Raw genomic sequence first — 17,499 nt, 5'->3', positions numbered from 1 at the left:
CTGACGCTATTATTTTTACGCCCAAGTCCACCGGGACGTTCTATCCGCGTGTATTTTACAAAATTGTTAACAATTTTTAAACAACAAACGGCAAACGATTTTGTCCTTTGTTGCTGATAATCCCAAACAGCCTGAGGTTATCAGAAAAAAGCCGGCCGTCAGGCCGGCTTTTTCAATTACATCACCAGGCGGCGAATGTCGCTCAGGGTGTTGTTGATGATGGTAATGAAGCGGGCACCATCAGCACCGTCGATGACGCGGTGGTCGAAGGACAGAGAGATCGGCAGCATCAGACGCGGCACGAACTCTTTACCATTCCATACCGGCTCCATCGCGGACTTAGACACGCCGAGGATGGCCACTTCCGGCGCATTAACAATCGGCGCGAAGTGGGTGGTACCCAGGCCGCCGATGCTGGAGATGGTGAAGCAACCGCCCTGCATTTCGCCCGCCGTCAGTTTGCCATCGCGCGCTTTCTTCGAGATGGTGGTCAGTTCACGAGACAGCTCGGTGATGCTCTTCTTGTTCACGTCTTTAAAGACCGGAACCACCAGACCGTTCGGGGTATCTACCGCCACACCGATGTTGATGTATTTCTTCAGCGTCAGACGCTGACCATCTTCGGAGAGCGAGCTGTTGAAGCGCGGCATCTGCTCAAGCGCAGCGGCCACGGCTTTCATGATGAAGACAACCGGGGTGAATTTCACGTCCAGTTTACGCTTCTCAGCTTCGGCGTTCTGCTGCTTACGGAACGCTTCCAGATCGGTGATATCGGTTTTATCGAAGTGCGTAACGTGCGGGATCATGACCCAGTTACGGCTCAGGTTGGCACCAGAAATTTTCTGGATACGGCCCAGCTCCACTTCTTCGATTTCGCCGAACTTGCTGAAGTCAACCTTCGGCCATGGCAGCATGCCCGGGATACCGCCGCCAGCGGCAGCCGCCGGTGCGGATTCAGCACGCTTAACAGCGTCTTTCACGTAAGCCTGAACGTCTTCGCGCAGGATACGACCTTTACGGCCGGTGCCTTTCACTTTCGCCAGGTTAACGCCGAACTCGCGCGCCAGGCGGCGAATCAGCGGAGTGGCGTGGACGTAAGCATCGTTTTCAGCGAATTCGGTTTTACCTTCCGCTTTCGCAGCCGGTGCCGCGGCAGGCTTAGCGGCCTGAGCCGGAGCTGCAGCCGGTGCCGGAGCAGCGGCCTGAGCCGGTGCGGCGGCAGGCGCAGCGCCTTCCACTTCGAAGACCATGATCAGGGAGCCGGTTTTGACTTTATCGCCGGTGCTGATTTTGATCTCTTTGACGGTGCCCGCGAACGGCGCCGGCACTTCCATAGACGCTTTGTCGCCTTCGACGGTGATAAGGGACTGCTCAGCAGCCACTTTATCGCCGACTTTTACCATCACTTCGGTCACTTCAACTTCGTCGCCGCCGATGTCCGGTACGTTAACGTCTTTCGCACCGCCAGCCGCAGCTGGAGCAGCCGCCGCCGGAGCAGCAGCCTGAGCAGGTGCGGCAGCAGGCGCAGCGCCCGCCACTTCGAAGATCATGATCAGGGAGCCGGTGGACACTTTATCGCCGGTGTTGATCTTGATCTCTTTCACGGTACCCGCGAACGGCGCCGGCACTTCCATCGAGGCTTTATCGCCTTCGACGGTGATCAGAGACTGCTCAGCCGCAACGGTATCGCCCACTTTCACCAGAATTTCAGTGACTTCAACTTCGTCACCGCCGATGTCCGGCACGTTCACTTCTTTCTCTGCCGCGGCAGCTGCTGGAGCAGCGGCGGCCGGAGCGGCTTCTTTCTTCTCTTCCTGCGCAGGTGCAGCGGCTGCTGCACCCTCGGCGGAATCGAAAATCATAATCAGTTTGCCAGTCTCGGTTTTATCGCCGACGGAGACTTTAATCTCTTTCACGACGCCAGCCTGCGGAGACGGGACTTCCATAGAGGCTTTATCGCCTTCTACGGTGATCAGCGACTGTTCAGCTTCAACTTTGTCGCCCACTTTGACCAGAATCTCGGTGATTTCAACTTCATCAGCCCCGATGTCCGGTACTTTGATTTCGATAGCCATTATTCTTTTACCTCTTACGCCAGACGCGGGTTAACTTTTTCTGCATCGATGTTGAATTTGGTAATTGCGTCCGCAACCACTTTCTTATCGATTTCACCACGTTTAGCCAGTTCGCCCAGCGCTGCAACGACCACATAGGAAGCATCGACTTCGAAGTGGTGACGCAGGTTTTCACGGCTGTCGGAACGACCGAAGCCATCGGTACCCAGTACGCGGTAATCGTCAGCCGGTACGTAGGTACGAACCTGCTCGGCGAACAGTTTCATATAGTCAGTGGATGCCACTGCCGGAGCGTCGTTCATCACCTGAGCGATGTACGGCACGCGCGGGGTTTCCAGCGGGTGCAGCATGTTCCAGCGTTCGCAATCCTGGCCATCACGCGCCAGTTCGGTGAAGGAGGTGACGCTGTACACGTCAGAGCCCACGCCGTAGTCTTTCGCCAGGATCTGCGCTGCTTCACGGACGTGACGCAGGATAGAACCGGAGCCCAGCAGCTGAACTTTACCTTTGCTACCTTCGATGGTTTCGAGTTTGTAGATACCTTTGCGGATACCTTCCTCGGCGCCTTCCGGCATGGCCGGCATGTGGTAGTTTTCGTTCAGGGTAGTGATGTAGTAGTAAACGTTCTCTTGTTTCTCACCGTACATACGCTCCAGGCCGTCATGCATGATGACCGCCACTTCGTAGGCGTAGGAGGGATCGTAAGAGATACAGTTCGGGATAGTCAGAGACTGAATATGGCTGTGGCCATCTTCGTGCTGCAGACCTTCGCCGTTCAGCGTCGTACGACCGGAAGTACCCCCGATCAGGAAGCCGCGAGCCTGCTGGTCGCCTGCCTGCCAGCACAGGTCGCCGATACGCTGGAACCCGAACATCGAGTAGTAGATGTAGAACGGGATCATCGGCAGGTTGTTGGTGCTGTAAGAGGTCGCCGCAGCCAGCCAGGATGCGCCTGCGCCCAGCTCGTTGATCCCTTCCTGCAGGATCTGACCTTTCTCGTCTTCTTTGTAGTATGCAACCTGCTCACGGTCCTGCGGGGTGTACTGCTGGCCGTTCGGGCTGTAGATACCGATCTGACGGAACAGACCTTCCATACCGAAAGTACGCGCTTCGTCGGCGATAATCGGCACGAGGCGGTCTTTGATGGATTTGTTCTTCAGCATCACGTTCAGGGCACGAACGAACGCGATAGTGGTAGAGATCTCTTTATTCTGCTCTTCCAGCAGCGGGCGGAAATCTTCCAGCGTCGGCAGCTCCAGCTTCTCAGTGAAGTTCGGCTGACGGCTCGGCAGATAGCCGTGCAGTTTCTGACGCTGAGCGTGCAGATAGGTGTGCTCTTCGGAACCTTCCGGGAAGGTGACGTACGGCAGTTTTTCCAGATCGGCATCGGCAACCGGCACGTTGAAACGATCGCGGACGTAGCGAACGCCGTCCATGTTCATTTTCTTAACCTGGTGAGCGATGTTCTTACCTTCAGCAGTGTCACCCATGCCGTAACCTTTGATGGTATGGGCGAGGATAACGGTCGCTTTGCCTTTGGTTTCCTGCGCTTTTTTCAGAGCAGCATAAACTTTCTTCGGATCGTGGCCACCGCGGTTCAGGGCCCAAATCTGCTCGTCAGTCCAGTCGGCAACCAGCGCAGCGGTCTCCGGATATTTACCGAAGAAGTGCTCGCGCACATAAGCGCCGTCTTTGGATTTGAAGGTCTGGTAATCGCCGTCAACGGTTTCTTCCATCAGCTGAATCAGCTTACCGCTGGTGTCTTTACGCAGCAGCTCATCCCAACGACCGCCCCAGATAACCTTGATAACGTTCCAGCCAGCGCCCGCGAAGATGCCTTCCAGTTCGTTAATGATTTTGCCGTTACCGGTGACCGGGCCGTCAAGACGCTGCAGGTTACAGTTGATAACGAACACCAGGTTGTCGAGCTTCTCACGGGTGGCGATGGTGATCGCGCCTTTAGATTCCGGCTCGTCCATCTCACCGTCGCCCAGGAACGCGTAAACGGTTTGTTTGGAGGTGTCTTTCAGACCACGGTGTTCCAGGTATTTCAGGAATTTAGCCTGATAAATCGCCCCGATTGGGCCCAGGCCCATAGAAACGGTCGGGAACTGCCAGAATTCCGGCATCAGTTTCGGGTGCGGATAAGAGGACAGACCTTTACCGTGAACTTCCTGACGGAAGTTGTTCATCTGCTCTTCAGTCAGACGACCTTCCAGGAACGCACGCGCATAAACGCCCGGAGAGATGTGACCCTGGAAGTACACCAGGTCGCCGCCATCCTGCTCATTGCGTGCGCGGAAGAAGTGGTTGAAGCACACTTCGTAGAAGGTTGCGGAAGACTGGAAAGAAGCCATGTGGCCGCCCAGTTCGAGATCTTTTTTCGATGCGCGCAGAACGGTCATGATGGCGTTCCAGCGGATCGCAGAACGGATACGACGTTCCAGATCCAGATTACCCGGATATTCCGGCTCATCTTCAACGGCAATAGTGTTGACGTAACCGCCGGTCGATGCGCCAGCAGCCACTTTCACCCCGCCTTTGCGGGCTTCAGAAAGGAGTTGGTCAATAAGATACTGAGCGCGCTCAACACCTTCTTCACGGATGACCGATTCGATCGCCTGTAGCCAGTCGCGAGTTTCGATCGGATCCACGTCATTTGGTAAACGTTCTGACATGGGGGGTATTCCTTATCTATCTAATCGTTGATTAATCTGGAACCTGTCCCATTGAACTCTTCGTTCTTCACCGTTGAACAACCAAAAATTCAATAAGACAGGTTCTGCGTTTAGTTGCCGCGCTCTAAAAATGGCGCTTAAGAACCGGAGTTCTCGTCCTTTCGTTGCTGTAAACGACGCAGCGAGCGTTCTCTACGACTCTGCTCACGGCTACGGTCCAGCAAAATTTCCTCAATGAACGCCAGGTGACGGTGCGACGCCTCACGCGCCTGCTCCGGCTCCCCGGCCATTATCGCCTCGAAAATGCGAGTGCGATGGTTGCTGACCAACGGGAGCATTTCCCGGCGGGCATACAGCAATTCAAAGTTCTGACGCACGTTTTGCGCCAGCATCGGCTCCATACACCTTAGCAGATGAAGCAAAACCACATTGTGTGCCGCCTCGGTGACGGCGATTTGGTACTGGACGACGGCGCCGGACTCAGCGTCCAGATCGCCCGACTGCTGAGCCCGCTCAATAGCCTGATGCAGCTCGCGGATACGGTCGCGATCTTCATCATTGCTGCGCAGCGCCGCGTAATAAGCCGCAATGCCTTCCAGCGCGTGACGGGTCTCAAGCAGATCGAATTGGGATTCAGGGTGATCGGACAGCAGCTCGACCAGCGGATCGCTGAAGCTCTGCCACAGGCGGCTCTGAACAAACGTTCCACCTCCCTGACGACGAAGCAACAGGCCCTTGGCTTCGAGGCGTTGAATCGCCTCACGCAGCGAGGGGCGGGAAACGTCGAACTGTTTAGCCAGTTCGCGTTCAGGCGGGAGTTTTTCACCGGGGCGCAAGGTCCCCTCAAGGATCAGAAACTCCAGCTGCTGCTCTATCACATCGGATAATTTTGGTTGGCGGATTTTGCTGTAGGCCATATTCCCTGTCTCTGCCATTAGCCCGGAGTCAATTGGTCTTACCAATTTAAAGTTCGTAGCGCTAAAGTAACAAAGTATTCACCTTCTGTCCATACAGGTTTTGATTGAAATCAGTAAACGACGGACATTTTAACAACCTTACAGAAATAACATTTCAGAAATGTAACCTTGCACAAATGTTACGTTTACTCATAAAGAGGTAGCATTAACTTAATGGAAACGAAAAATTACGCTATCTGAACCGATTCAACGACCCAATAAATGAATACAAAGACAATACAATTGAATAAATAATCACAAAGAAGCAATGCATCGGAATAATACAGAATGTGTCTATTGATGTCTTTTTAGACACATGGTCATCATCCCTTCATAAAGCAGGTGCATTCAAACGCGCTTACCACTATTCTCCCTGAGACGAAAGGCCTTTTTCTGAATTACCGCACCGCCTTCCGTAAACAAAACAATACAGAAACGGAAGTCGCTAAATACACAAACACAACAATATGTGCGCGCCATCACTCAGGTAAAAAGTGGGCCACTTCGCCCAAATTTTCGCTGGCTATGCTTTCTGGCAGGGACAGCAGTGAAGCAGCAACCTGACGGATGACGTACACAAAAAATAATCACACACGAGGTTTCATATGGAAGGTCAACAGCACGGCGATCGGCTGAAGCGCGGCCTGAAAAACCGCCACATCCAGCTCATCGCGCTGGGCGGGGCTATCGGCACCGGCCTGTTTCTGGGGAGCGCGTCCGTCATTCAGTCCGCCGGCCCGGGTATCATTCTTGGTTACGCGATTGCCGGTTTTATCGCCTTTCTGATCATGCGTCAGCTGGGCGAAATGGTGGTGGAAGAGCCGGTAGCCGGTTCGTTTAGCCACTTTGCTTATAAATACTGGGGCGGCTTTGCCGGCTTCGCCTCCGGCTGGAACTACTGGGTGCTGTATGTCCTGGTGGCCATGGCGGAACTCACTGCCGTCGGCAAATATATCCAGTTCTGGTGGCCGGAAATCCCAACCTGGGCCTCAGCGGCGGTCTTCTTCATCGCCATCAACGCCATTAACCTGACCAACGTGAAAGTGTTCGGGGAAATGGAGTTCTGGTTTGCCATTATCAAAGTGGTCGCCGTTGTGGCGATGATTTTGTTCGGCGGCTGGCTGCTGTTCAGCGGTAACGGCGGCCCGCAGGCGACAGTACGTAACCTCTGGGATCAAGGCGGGTTCCTGCCGCACGGCTTTACCGGACTGGTAATGATGATGGCGATCATCATGTTCTCCTTCGGCGGTCTGGAGCTGGTGGGTATCACCGCGGCGGAAGCGGATAACCCGGAGCAAAGCATCCCGAAAGCCACTAACCAGGTTATCTACCGTATCCTGATCTTCTATGTTGGCTCGCTGGCGGTCCTGCTCTCGCTGCTGCCGTGGACGCGTGTGACTGCGGACACCAGTCCGTTCGTCCTGATTTTCCATGAGCTTGGCGATACGCTGGTGGCAAACGCCCTCAACGTAGTGGTGCTGACGGCGGCCCTGTCGGTGTATAACAGCTGCGTCTACTGCAACAGCCGTATGCTGTTCGGTCTTGCCCAGCAGGGGAACGCACCGAAAGCGCTGCTCAGCGTCGACAAACGCGGCGTGCCGGTGAATACCATTCTCGTCTCCGCCGTGGTCACCGCCCTGTGTGTGCTGATCAACTACCTGGCGCCGGAATCCGCATTTGGCCTGCTGATGGCGCTGGTAGTCTCCGCCCTGGTGATCAACTGGGCGATGATCAGCCTCGCGCATATCAAATTCCGTCGCGCCAAACAGCAGCAGGGGGTCACCACTCGCTTCCCCGCCCTCTTCTACCCGCTGGGTAACTGGGTGTGCCTGCTGTTTATGGCCGCGGTGCTGGTAATTATGCTGATGACCCCGGGGATGGCGATTTCCGTTTGGCTGATCCCGGTATGGATCGCCGTGCTGGGCGTGGGCTATCTGTTTAAACAGAAAGCCGCCGCCACCATAAAAGCACAATAATACATCTCATCAATAATTCTCTTTGCTCTGCGCCCCCTCCCTGAATGACGGGCGCAGAGCATTGTTATCTGCTTCACACTTTCCCCTCCATAGCTTTTTTATCCATATCGTCAACGCGTTCCTGCAACGTAATTCTCTCGATAGCAGCCAATAATTCTCTCCATACTGCAACGGAGAGACCGCACATGGCAGACAATAGACTTTCAATAAAAGAAAAGATTGGTTATGGGATGGGGGATGCCGGATGCAATATCATCTTTGGCGCCATCATGCTGTTTGTTAACTATTTTTATACCGATATTTTCGGTCTGGCGCCGGCGCTGGTGGGCGTACTGCTGCTGTCGGTGCGCGTCATCGATGCGGTGACCGACCCGATCATGGGCGCCCTCGCCGACCGTACCCGCAGTAAATATGGCCGCTTTCGTCCATGGCTGCTGTGGATTGCTTTCCCCTACGCCCTGTTCAGCGTACTGATGTTCACCACTCCTGAGTGGACCTATAACAGCAAAGTCATCTATGCGTTTGTCACCTACTTTCTGCTGTCGATTACCTATACCGCGATTAACATCCCCTACTGCTCGCTGGGAACGGTGATGACTGCCGATCCGAAAGAGCGCGTTGCCTGCCAGTCTTATCGTTTCGTGATGGTGGGTATCGCCACGCTGTTGCTGTCATTGACGCTGCTGCCAATGGCCGACTGGTTCGGCGGCGCCGATAAAGCGAAGGGCTATCAGATGGCGATGACCGTGCTGGCCTTCATCGGCATGTGTATGTTCCTGTTCTGCTTCGCTACCGTGCGCGAACGCATCCACCCGGCGGTACAGACCAATGATGAACTGAAAAAAGATCTCAAAGACGTGTGGAAAAATGACCAGTGGGTACGCATCCTGCTGCTCACGCTGTGCAACGTCTGTCCGGGCTTTATCCGCATGGCCGCCACCATGTACTACGTCACCTGGGTAATGGGGCAAAGCACCCATTTTGCCACTCTGTTTATCAGCCTCGGCGTGGTCGGGATGATGATTGGCAGCATGCTGGCAAAAGTCCTCACCGACCGCTGGTGCAAACTGCAGGTCTTCTTCTGGACCAATATCGTGCTGGCGATCTTCTCCTGCGCCTTCTATTTCTTTAATCCGCACGCCACCACGCTGATTATGGTGCTCTACTTCCTGCTCAACATCCTGCATCAAATTCCCTCCCCGCTGCACTGGTCGCTGATGTCCGATGTTGACGACTACGGCGAGTGGAAAACCGGCAAGCGCATCACCGGCATTAGCTTCTCCGGCAATCTGTTCTTCCTCAAAGTCGGCCTGGCGGTCGCCGGGGCGATGGTCGGATTCCTGTTGTCATGGTACGGCTACGACGCTGGCGCCAAAGCGCAAAGCGCCTCCGCCCTCAACGGCATCGTGCTGTTGTTCTCGGTTATCCCCGGCGTCGGCTACCTGATCACCGCCGGCGTGGTGCGCCTGCTGAAAGTTGACCGCACCCTGATGCGCCAGATCCAGAGCGATTTAGAGAAGCGCCGCAGCAACTACAGCGAGCTGAATGAATACCAGGAACTGAAAACCAGTGAACACGTAAGGAAAGCCTGATGAATAACTGGCCCAACCCCTTTATTGAACAGCGCGCAGATCCCTTTATTCTGCGCCACCTTAATCACTACTACTTTATTGCCTCGGTGCCGGAATACGACCGGCTGGAGATCCGGCGCGCGGCGACCCTTGAAGGATTACGCGATGCGGAGCCGGTAGTGGTCTGGCGCGCACCGCAAAGCGGGCCGATGAGCCAGCTGATTTGGGCGCCGGAGCTACATGAGATAGACGGGAAGTGGTATATCTATTTTGCCGCCACCCATACCCACGATCTGGATGCGCAGGGCATGTTCCAGCATCGTATGTTCGTGATCGAGTGCGCCGACAACGATCCGCTGACCGGCCGCTGGCAGGAAAAAGGCCAGGTGATCACGCCTTTCGATACCTTCGCCCTCGATGCCACCACCTTTATCCATCAGGGCAAACGCTGGTACCTGTGGGCGCAAAAATCGCCGCATATCGAGGGCAACTCAAACCTGTATCTCGCTGAAATGGCCAACCCGTGGACGCTAAAAGGCGAGCCGGTCATGCTGAGCAAGCCGGAGTTCGACTGGGAGTGCCGGGGATTTAAGGTCAATGAAGGACCCGCGGTTCTGGTGCATGGCGATAAGCTGTTCATCAGCTATTCCGCCAGCGCCACCGACGAAAACTACTGCATGGGGTTGCTCTGGATTAACCGGCAGGCCGATCCGCTGCAGCCGGCAAACTGGCATAAAGCCCCGCAGCCGGTGTTCCGGACCAGCTATGAAAACCGCCAGTATGGCCCGGGCCATAATAGTTTTACCCAAACGCCGGCGGGGGAAGATGTGCTGGTCTACCACGCGCGGAATTACACCGAGATTGAAGGCGACCCGCTGTATGACCCCAATCGTCATACCCGGCTAAAACTCGTCAGCTGGAGAGAGGACGGCATGCCCGACTTCGGCATCCCGCCGGCGGATACGCTGTAGCGGTTCGGTATGCGGCCCGCTGGCGCGGGTTCTCCAGGCCGGGTCAGGCGAAACCGCCGCCCGGCAACATGCCAGGTACGGCGTCTGATATAGAACCCGGCGCCGCTGTTGCTTGCCGGGCCTGCGCAGTGTGGGTCTCCAGGCCGGATAAGCGCAACGCCATCCGGCAAATAACGCCCCAGATGTGAGAGTATCGTGGCAGATAGAGTACGAGCGCAGGCCGTTACACCAGGGTGCCGTAAATCGTCAGCAGCGCCATGATCACCACCACCACCAGCGAGGTTTTCTTGGCCATCGACACCGCGGCCTTCGGGGTCGCCACTTTATCCACGTGCGGTTCACGAGCCAGGGAATACTGCGCCAGGCGGGTCAATACCTGATACTGCGACGAATGGCGGTCGCCTAACGATGCAAACCACGCCGGGAGCGCTTTCTCTCCATGCCCCACCAGAGCATAGACAACCCCCACCAGACGCACCGGCAGCCAGTCCACAATATGCAGGATACCATCGATTCCGGACTGCAAACGATGATGCGGCGTCTGGTAGCGCGCCAGCCACGTCTGCCAGGCACGCAGGACGCTATAGGCGATAAGCGTCAGCGGCCCCCACGCCCCACCGACCACAAACCAGAAGAGTGGCGCCAGGTAGTAACGATAGTTAATCCATAGCAGCGCATTTTGCAGTTCGCTAAGGTACTCGCGCTCATCACAGCCCGGGGGGACGCCGTGTATCAACGTCAGCTCGCTGGCCATCGCATCGCAGGCGCGGCTGTCATTGCGCGACGCCGCTTTCAGATAGGCATGATAGTGCAGCCGAACCTTACCGGCGCCGATGCACAGCAGGCCTAGCAAAATCCAGAACACCAGCAGCGGTACGTTGAACAGCTGCCCCTGCAGCAAGCGCTGAATAATGTAGACCACCGCGACGGCGACCAGGGTCATCAGCAGCGTTCCCGGCAACGAGAAATGTTTTATCCGGCGGAACGCCACCTCCAGCCGATGATCAAGCTGCCAGTGTTCGCCCAGTTTAAACAGGCGTTCAGCGATAAGCACCAGCAGCGTAGTAAACAGCGTCATGAGGTCTCCTTTTCGGACGGCGCGCTGAGCAGCGCACGAAATTTTTTCCAGTCAAAGGCCGGTCCCGGGTCCGTCTTGCGAACGGGCGCGATATCGCTATGGCCCGTGATGTTTGCGGCGATGGCAGGATAAATCGTGATAAGCAGATCTGTCACCGCCGCCAGCTGCTGGTACTGCGCTTCGGTATACGCCAGGGTATCCGTGCCTTCCAGCTCTATGCCGATGGAAAAGTCATTGCAGCGTTCACGCCCCTGATAGCTGGAGACACCCGCATGCCATGCACGCTTATCGAAAGGCACATACTGCACGATTTCACCATCACGGCGAATCAGACAATGCGCCGAAACGCGCAGATGAGCGATCTCGGCAAAGAAAGGATGCGCGTGAGGATCCAGGGTGCCGGTGAACAGCGCGTCAATCCATGGACCACCAAATTCACCTGGCGGCAGGCTGATATTATGCACCACCAATAAGGAAGGGGCCTCTTCATCCGGACGGCAGTCATGGTGCGGCGAGGGAACCCGCCGCGCGCCGACCAGCCATCCCTCGTTCAACTGCATGCGGGATCTCCTTTCGCGAACTCATGCTTCCGGGCCACACGCCGGCCCAAAGGATGAAGTGTGTATGGTACTGAAACGTCGTTCAGGTTAGCATGTTTCCCACTTCTGAATCTTATCTATCTGGAGCTTTATCATGTCGCCTCGTCGTTACAACCCCGACCGCCGCCGTGACGTGCTGCTGGAACGTATTAATCTCGATATTACCGATGCTGTCGCACACTCCCTGCGGGAAGATTTGGGCGGCGAAGTCGACGCCAGCAACGATATTAGCGCACAATTATTGCCGCAGGATGCACGCTCCCATGCGGTGGTCATTACCCGCGAAGATGGCGTCTTCTGTGGTAAACGCTGGGTGGAAGAGGTCTTCATTCAGCTCGCCGGTGACGACGTGAATATCACCTGGCACGTCGCCGATGGCGATGCGGTCAAAGCCGATCAACCCCTGTTCGAGCTGGAAGGCCCATCGCGCATTCTGCTCACTGGCGAACGTACGGCGCTGAACTTTGTACAAACCCTCTCCGGCGTCGCCAGCGTTGTCCGCCGCTATGTCGACCTGCTGGCGGGCACCAAAACCCAACTCCTGGATACGCGCAAAACGCTGCCAGGGCTGCGTACCGCTTTGAAATACGCGGTTCTCTGCGGCGGCGGCGCCAACCACCGCCTGGGGCTGTTCGACGCTTTCCTGATTAAAGAAAACCACATCATCGCCTCCGGCTCGATCCGTCAGGCGGTGGAAAAGGCGTTCTGGCTGCATCCTGATGTGCCGGTGGAAGTGGAAGTGGAAACGCTGGATGAGCTGGAGCAGGCGTTAAAAGCCGGGGCCGATATCATTATGCTCGATAACTTCACCACCGACCTGATGCGCGAGGCGGTGAAAATCACCGCTGGCCAGGCGTCGCTCGAGGTCTCCGGCAACGTCACCTTTGACACCATCCGCGAATTTGCCGACACCGGGGTCGACTATATCTCCGTCGGGGCCCTGACCAAACATGTGCAGGCGCTCGACCTGTCGATGCGTTTTCGCTGAAGATTGGGCCTTCACGTTTCCGGCGTGAAGGCCTGAATTTGCGACCCGACTCGCAGCCGCTCTTGCTCACCATGCAATCCCGCTAAAAACCCTGGAACCCGGTTTCCCGGATCGTTTTCGTCTCCTCGCCTGTCCCCCTGAATCCCGTCACAGTGCTTCTGTCACAACAAGGAGCGACTTATGGATAAACAACGAGGTTTTACCCTGATTGAACTGATGGTGGTCATCGGCATCATCGCCATTCTCAGCGCCATCGGCATCCCGGCCTACCAGAACTACCTGCGTAAAGCCGCCCTCACCGATCTGCTGCAGACCTTTGTCCCCTACCGGACGGCAATTGAACTTTGCGCGCTCGATCATGGCGGCCTGACGACATGCGACGGCGGCAGCAATGGCATCCCCTCGCCAACCACCACGCGCTACCTCTCCGCCATGAGCGTGGCAAAAGGGGTCGTTACCCTCACCGGCCAGGAAAGTCTCAACGGACTGGGCGTCACCCTAACCCCGACCTGGGATAACGCCGAGGGCGTCACCGGCTGGCAGCGGGTCTGCACTATCACCGACAACAGCGCGCTTCAGCAGGCCTGCGAAGACGTCTTCCGCGTGAAGTGAGGGCGACAACATGAAAACAGAACAGCTGATCCCTCTCTGTCGTCGCCATCACGCCCTGCTGCTGCACAGCGATGAGCAGACGATATCCATTGCGGTGGTCGATACCCCGCCGACGGAGCTAATGGAGGCGCTACGTTTCGCGACGCAAAAACGGATCGATATTGAATGCTGGAGCCAGGAGCAGATGGATAAGCGCCTGCAAGTCCAGGAAAAGCAGGCGCTGCTGGCGCAAAATGCAGGGCCGGAAAACATCGCCGAACGGGTCAATCAGATCCTCGAGCAGGCCCTGCGTCAGCGGGCCTCCGATATTCATATCGAACCTACGGAAACACACTTACGGATCCGCCTGCGTGTCGATGGCGTGCTACACGCCCTGCCGCTGCTGGCGCCCGAGCTGGCCGCGCCGGTTATCGCACGACTCAAAGTGATGGCCAGTCTCGATATCGCCGAGCATCGTTTGCCGCAGGATGGTCAGTTCGCGCTGAACCTCGCCGGACGGCAGCTCTCCTTTCGCATCGCCACTCTGCCCTGCCGCTATGGCGAGAAAATTGTCCTGCGCCTTCTGCATCAGGTTGACCAGGCGCTGGATCTGGAGGCGCTCGGCCTCTCATCCTCTCAGCTGGCGGCCTTCCGCCAGGCGCTGAATCAGCCGCAGGGGCTGCTGCTGGTCACTGGCCCAACCGGAAGCGGGAAAACGGTAACCCTCTACAGCGCCCTGCAGGCGCGAAACCGGGAGCAAGTGAACATCTGTAGCGTCGAGGATCCTCTGGAGATCCCCATCGCCGGGATGAACCAGACGCAAATCAACCCGCGCGCCGGGCTGACCTTTCACAGCGTACTGCGCGCCCTGTTACGTCAGGACCCGGATATTGTGATGGTGGGTGAAATCCGCGATGCCGAAACCGCTGAAATCGCGCTGAAAGCCGCCCAAACGGGTCATCTGGTGCTCTCTACTCTGCACACCAATTCCACCAGCGAAACCCTTACCCGCCTGCAGCAAATGGGCATCGCCCGCTGGATGATCTCCTCTGCGCTCTCGCTGGTTATCGCCCAGCGTCTGGTCCGCAAGCTGTGCCCCCACTGCCGGCGCAATGCCGGCAGTGCCGCCGACCTGCCGCACAGTCTGTGGCCCCGCTCGCTGCCGCGCTGGCAGGCCGCGGGCTGCGAACACTGTTATCACGGGTATCACGGCAGGCTGGCGCTGTTCGAGGTCTTGCCTGTCACTCCGGGGCTACGTCAGGGGATAGTCCAGGGGCTCAACGCCATTGAGATCGAATCTCTGGCGCGAGCCGCGGGCATGATGACGCTCTTCGAAAGCGGATGTCAGGCTATCGAACAGGGCTTGACCAGCCTCGAAGAGGTGGTGCGGGTGCTGGGGATCCCCCATGGCGACTAAGCGTCTCTGGCGCTGGCGAGGCGTCGATGCGCAAGGCGCTCCTTGTCAGGGGATGCTATGGCAAGCCAGTCGTCCGGAGGTGCTGCATCACCTCCAGCAGCAGCGCATCCTGCCGCTGGCTATACGCCGCTGTACGGTGAAGCAAAGCCTGTGGCACCCGCGCTACAGCAGCGAAACAATCCGCCAGTTGGCAACCCTGCTACAGGCCGGGCTACCGTTGGCGGAAGGGTTATCGCTTCTGGCGCAGCAGCAACCGCATGGGCAGTGGCAGGCGCTGCTTGAGGCGCTGGGCCGCGAACTGGCCCAGGGCGTGACTTTCTCTGCCGCACTGGCGCAGTGGCCGCAGGCTTTTCCGCCACTGTATCTGGCGATGATTAGCACTGGCGAACTGACGGGCAAGCTCGATATTTGCTGCCAGCAGCTGGCCAACCAGCAGCAGGAGCAGCAGCGGCTCGCCGGCAAGGTCAAGAAGGCGCTGCGCTACCCGCTGATCGTGCTCACACTGGCGCTGCTGGTGGTGCTGGGGATGCTCTATTTTGTCCTTCCTGAATTCACTGCCATCTACCAGACGTTCAATACGCCGCTGCCGTTATTAACGCGAATGGTTATTGCGGCAGGGGACATGCTGAACCGCGGCTGGCCGTTACTGCTGGCCTTTCTGCTGAGCCCGCTGCTGCTCAACCAGCTGGTCCGGCAGCGCGCCGACTGGCTGCTGCGTCGCCAGCAACTGCTTAACGCGCTCCCTCTCATCGGCCCCCTGATCGGCGGCCAACAGCTGAGCCTGATATTCACCGTTCTGGCGTTAACCCAAAGTGCCGGTATCAGCTTTCTACAGGGGCTGCAAAGCGTTGAAGAGACCCTGTCGTGCCCGCTGTGGCGCCAGCGCCTGGCGCAGGCCCGCGCGCTGATCGTTCAGGGGGATCCGATCTGGCAGGCGTTAAGCCGCTGCGGCGGTTTTACACCGCTGTGTCTGCAGCTCATCCGCACGGGGGAAAGCGCGGGGGCACTGGATCAGATGCTGGAAAACCTGGCGCATCATCATCGTGAGCAGACCCATCAGCGAGCCGACAGTCTGGCTGCGCATCTGGAACCCCTGATGCTGGTGATAACCGGCTCGCTGGTCGGGCTCCTGGTGGTGGCGATGTATTTGCCCGTTTTTCATCTGGGCGATGCCATTGGCGGGGCGGGAGGATAAGCAACGCTGGCACCGCGCAGGCGCCAGCGCAGCCGGTTACAGACTATTGAATATCCGGTTCTCTTGTTCCTGAACGCGGATAAAGGTGGTGCGTTTGGTCAGCTCTTTCAGTCGCGAGGCGCCAACGTAAGTGCAGGCAGAGCGCAGGCCGCCGAGAATGTCGCGCGCGGTATTGTCCACCGGGCCACGCAGCGGCAGCTTAACGGTTTTCCCTTCCGCCGCGCGGTATTTCGCGACACCGCCCACATGGCGGGTCATCGCCGATTCGGAGCTCATACCGTAAAACAGCATGAATTTTTCACCGTTCTCTTCAACCACAGTACCGCCGCTCTCTTCGTGGCCCGCCAGCATACCGCCGAGCATCACGAAATCAGCGCCGCCGCCGAAGGCTTTCGCCACATCGCCCGGCATGGTGCAACCGCCATCGCTGATGATCTGGCCGCCAAGGCCATGTGCGGCATCAGCACACTCGATCACGGCGGAGAGCTGCGGGTAGCCGACCCCGGTTTTGACGCGGGTGGTGCAGACGGAGCCCGGGCCAATGCCAACTTTGACGATATCGGCGCCGGAGAGGATCAGCTCTTCACACATTTCACCGGTGACCACGTTCCCGGCAATAATGGTTTTTTGCGGCCAGGCTTCGCGCGCCTTCGCCACAAACTGGACGAAGTGTTCAGAGTAGCCATTGGCGACGTCAATGCACACAAAGTTCAATTGTGGGTTCTGAGAGAGGATCTGTTGCGTTTTATCAAAATCCGCATCGGAAGTACCGGTGGAAACCATCACATGCTTGAGAACGTCTGCGGATACGCTCTGGACAAACGCCTGCCATTCTTCCGCGGTGTAGTGCTTGTGTACTGCCGTCAGAATGCCAAAAGTGGCCAGCGCTTTCGCCATGCTGAAGGTGCCGACGGTGTCCATGTTAGCCGCAATAATCGGCACACCGGACCAGGTCAGGCCTGAATGTTTAAAGGTGAATTCACGTGCCAGCTCAACATCAGAACGGCTTTTGAGGGTAGAGCGTTTCGGGCGGATAAGAACGTCTTTGAAACCAAGCTTCAGATCTTCTTCAATACGCATGTGCGAATTCCTGGGGTTAATGGCATTAATGTGAGAGCACAACTCCAGTGACGTTATCATACGCACGAATCAGGCCCGCGCAAGACTGCGATTTTCACTTTTTTTACGCTACAATCGTATAAATTTACCTGGTGAATGGAGAAAAAAGCGCTTATATCTCCACCCGCCAGCGCATTATTTTTAACCATTTGATTTGCTTGATTAAAAGAAACAGAATAGCGGACGGCGCTCCCGGCTGGCACGGGGCCATCACGACAAGATCGCTCTCGCCTCTCCGGCATACTGCCCGTCCTCGCTGTCTGAATACCAAAAATACGAGCAATC

General features: G+C 57.0%; 13 protein-coding genes. 7 read left to right on the top strand and 6 right to left on the bottom strand.

Features of this window, described 5'->3' with window-relative positions; genetic code table 11:
- Positions 1–176: 176 nt before the first annotated feature.
- From aceF to pdhR, 3 genes are all read right to left on the bottom strand, one after another.
- Positions 177–2,075 (bottom strand): pyruvate dehydrogenase complex dihydrolipoyllysine-residue acetyltransferase, encoded by a 1,899-nt coding sequence (gene aceF / locus ACLEXF_RS19525; protein WP_023319734.1) that lies wholly within the window; start codon positions 2,073–2,075, stop codon positions 177–179.
- A gap of 14 nt (positions 2,076–2,089) precedes the next feature.
- Entirely contained in the window at positions 2,090–4,753 is a 2,664-nt protein-coding gene (aceE, locus tag ACLEXF_RS19520; protein ID WP_004204365.1) for a pyruvate dehydrogenase (acetyl-transferring), homodimeric type, read from the bottom strand.
- Between the two features lie 137 nt (positions 4,754–4,890).
- Positions 4,891–5,670, bottom strand: coding sequence for a pyruvate dehydrogenase complex transcriptional repressor PdhR (gene pdhR, locus ACLEXF_RS19515; protein WP_002888699.1), 780 nt, complete (start codon positions 5,668–5,670; stop codon positions 4,891–4,893).
- A 644-nt stretch (positions 5,671–6,314) separates the two neighbouring features.
- On the opposite strand from pdhR, the gene aroP reads away from it, so the two are divergent.
- The 3 genes from aroP (at position 6,315) to ACLEXF_RS19500 (ending at position 10,227) form a co-directional block, all read left to right on the top strand.
- Positions 6,315–7,685: an aromatic amino acid transporter AroP gene (gene aroP, locus ACLEXF_RS19510; protein ID WP_017901172.1), complete on the top strand. Its 1,371-nt coding sequence runs from the start codon at positions 6,315–6,317 to the stop codon at positions 7,683–7,685.
- 185 nt (positions 7,686–7,870) lie between these two features.
- Complete coding sequence (locus ACLEXF_RS19505; RefSeq protein ID WP_017901173.1) at positions 7,871–9,277, top strand: glycoside-pentoside-hexuronide (GPH):cation symporter; 1,407 nt, start codon at positions 7,871–7,873, stop codon at positions 9,275–9,277.
- Positions 9,277–10,227 carry a glycoside hydrolase family 43 protein gene (locus ACLEXF_RS19500; protein ID WP_407259927.1) on the top strand — a complete coding sequence of 317 codons (951 nt, stop codon included), beginning with the start codon at positions 9,277–9,279 and terminating at the stop codon, positions 10,225–10,227. The genes ACLEXF_RS19505 and ACLEXF_RS19500 overlap by 1 nt, the downstream gene beginning before the upstream one ends.
- Before the next feature lie 223 nt (positions 10,228–10,450).
- Here the strand turns inward: ACLEXF_RS19500 and ampE are convergent, their stop codons facing one another.
- Entirely contained in the window at positions 10,451–11,305 is an 855-nt protein-coding gene (ampE, locus tag ACLEXF_RS19495; RefSeq protein ID WP_004204361.1) for a beta-lactamase regulator AmpE, read from the bottom strand.
- On the bottom strand, positions 11,302–11,865 hold the full coding sequence (gene ampD, locus ACLEXF_RS19490) for a 1,6-anhydro-N-acetylmuramyl-L-alanine amidase AmpD (protein ID WP_069734364.1): 564 nt from the start codon (positions 11,863–11,865) through the stop codon (positions 11,302–11,304). Before ampD ends, ampE begins: the two co-directional genes overlap by 4 nt.
- A gap of 133 nt (positions 11,866–11,998) precedes the next feature.
- Between ampD and nadC the strand changes: the two genes are divergently transcribed.
- From nadC to hofC, 4 genes are all read left to right on the top strand, one after another.
- Complete coding sequence (gene nadC, locus ACLEXF_RS19485) at positions 11,999–12,892, top strand: carboxylating nicotinate-nucleotide diphosphorylase (RefSeq protein ID WP_004204359.1); 894 nt, start codon at positions 11,999–12,001, stop codon at positions 12,890–12,892.
- A gap of 180 nt (positions 12,893–13,072) precedes the next feature.
- A complete protein-coding gene (gene ppdD / locus ACLEXF_RS19480) occupies positions 13,073–13,504 on the top strand; it encodes a prepilin peptidase-dependent pilin (protein WP_004204358.1) in 432 nt (143 codons plus the stop codon).
- Positions 13,505–13,514: 10 nt separating this feature from the next.
- On the top strand, positions 13,515–14,900 hold the full coding sequence (gene gspE / locus ACLEXF_RS19475) for a type II secretion system protein GspE (protein ID WP_017901178.1): 1,386 nt from the start codon (positions 13,515–13,517) through the stop codon (positions 14,898–14,900).
- Positions 14,890–16,095, top strand: coding sequence for a protein transport protein HofC (hofC, locus tag ACLEXF_RS19470; RefSeq protein WP_043522211.1), 1,206 nt, complete (start codon positions 14,890–14,892; stop codon positions 16,093–16,095). Before gspE ends, hofC begins: the two co-directional genes overlap by 11 nt.
- Before the next feature lie 36 nt (positions 16,096–16,131).
- Here hofC and ACLEXF_RS19465 read toward each other — a convergent pair whose 3' ends face one another.
- A complete protein-coding gene (locus ACLEXF_RS19465) occupies positions 16,132–17,175 on the bottom strand; it encodes a GMP reductase (RefSeq protein WP_043522213.1) in 1,044 nt (347 codons plus the stop codon).
- Between the last annotated feature and the right edge of the window lie 324 nt (positions 17,176–17,499).

This window comes from Klebsiella pneumoniae complex sp. WS1778, assembly GCF_049472055.1.
In the GTDB taxonomy this organism is placed as follows: Bacteria; Pseudomonadota; Gammaproteobacteria; order Enterobacterales; family Enterobacteriaceae; genus Klebsiella; species Klebsiella quasipneumoniae.
Note: the sequence above shows the minus strand (reverse complement) of the source record. Positions and strands in the feature narration are given on the sequence as shown.

Bases quoted from the DNA above. Each gene is read 5' to 3' on its own strand.
- ACLEXF_RS19505 (WP_017901173.1), top strand. From the start codon at position 7,871: ATGGCAGACAATAGACTTTCAATAAAAGAAAAGATTGGTTATGGGATG.
- ppdD (WP_004204358.1), top strand. From the start codon at position 13,073: ATGGATAAACAACGAGGTTTTACCCTGATTGAACTGATGGTGGTCATC.
- ampE (WP_004204361.1), bottom strand. From the start codon at position 11,305: ATGACGCTGTTTACTACGCTGCTGGTGCTTATCGCTGAACGCCTGTTT.
- nadC (WP_004204359.1), top strand. From the start codon at position 11,999: ATGTCGCCTCGTCGTTACAACCCCGACCGCCGCCGTGACGTGCTGCTG.
- gspE (WP_017901178.1), top strand. From the start codon at position 13,515: ATGAAAACAGAACAGCTGATCCCTCTCTGTCGTCGCCATCACGCCCTG.
- hofC (WP_043522211.1), top strand. From the start codon at position 14,890: ATGGCGACTAAGCGTCTCTGGCGCTGGCGAGGCGTCGATGCGCAAGGC.
- aroP (WP_017901172.1), top strand. From the start codon at position 6,315: ATGGAAGGTCAACAGCACGGCGATCGGCTGAAGCGCGGCCTGAAAAAC.
- ampD (WP_069734364.1), bottom strand. From the start codon at position 11,865: ATGCAGTTGAACGAGGGATGGCTGGTCGGCGCGCGGCGGGTTCCCTCG.
- aceE (WP_004204365.1), bottom strand. From the start codon at position 4,753: ATGTCAGAACGTTTACCAAATGACGTGGATCCGATCGAAACTCGCGAC.
- pdhR (WP_002888699.1), bottom strand. From the start codon at position 5,670: ATGGCCTACAGCAAAATCCGCCAACCAAAATTATCCGATGTGATAGAG.
- ACLEXF_RS19500 (WP_407259927.1), top strand. From the start codon at position 9,277: ATGAATAACTGGCCCAACCCCTTTATTGAACAGCGCGCAGATCCCTTT.
- ACLEXF_RS19465 (WP_043522213.1), bottom strand. From the start codon at position 17,175: ATGCGTATTGAAGAAGATCTGAAGCTTGGTTTCAAAGACGTTCTTATC.
- aceF (WP_023319734.1), bottom strand. From the start codon at position 2,075: ATGGCTATCGAAATCAAAGTACCGGACATCGGGGCTGATGAAGTTGAA.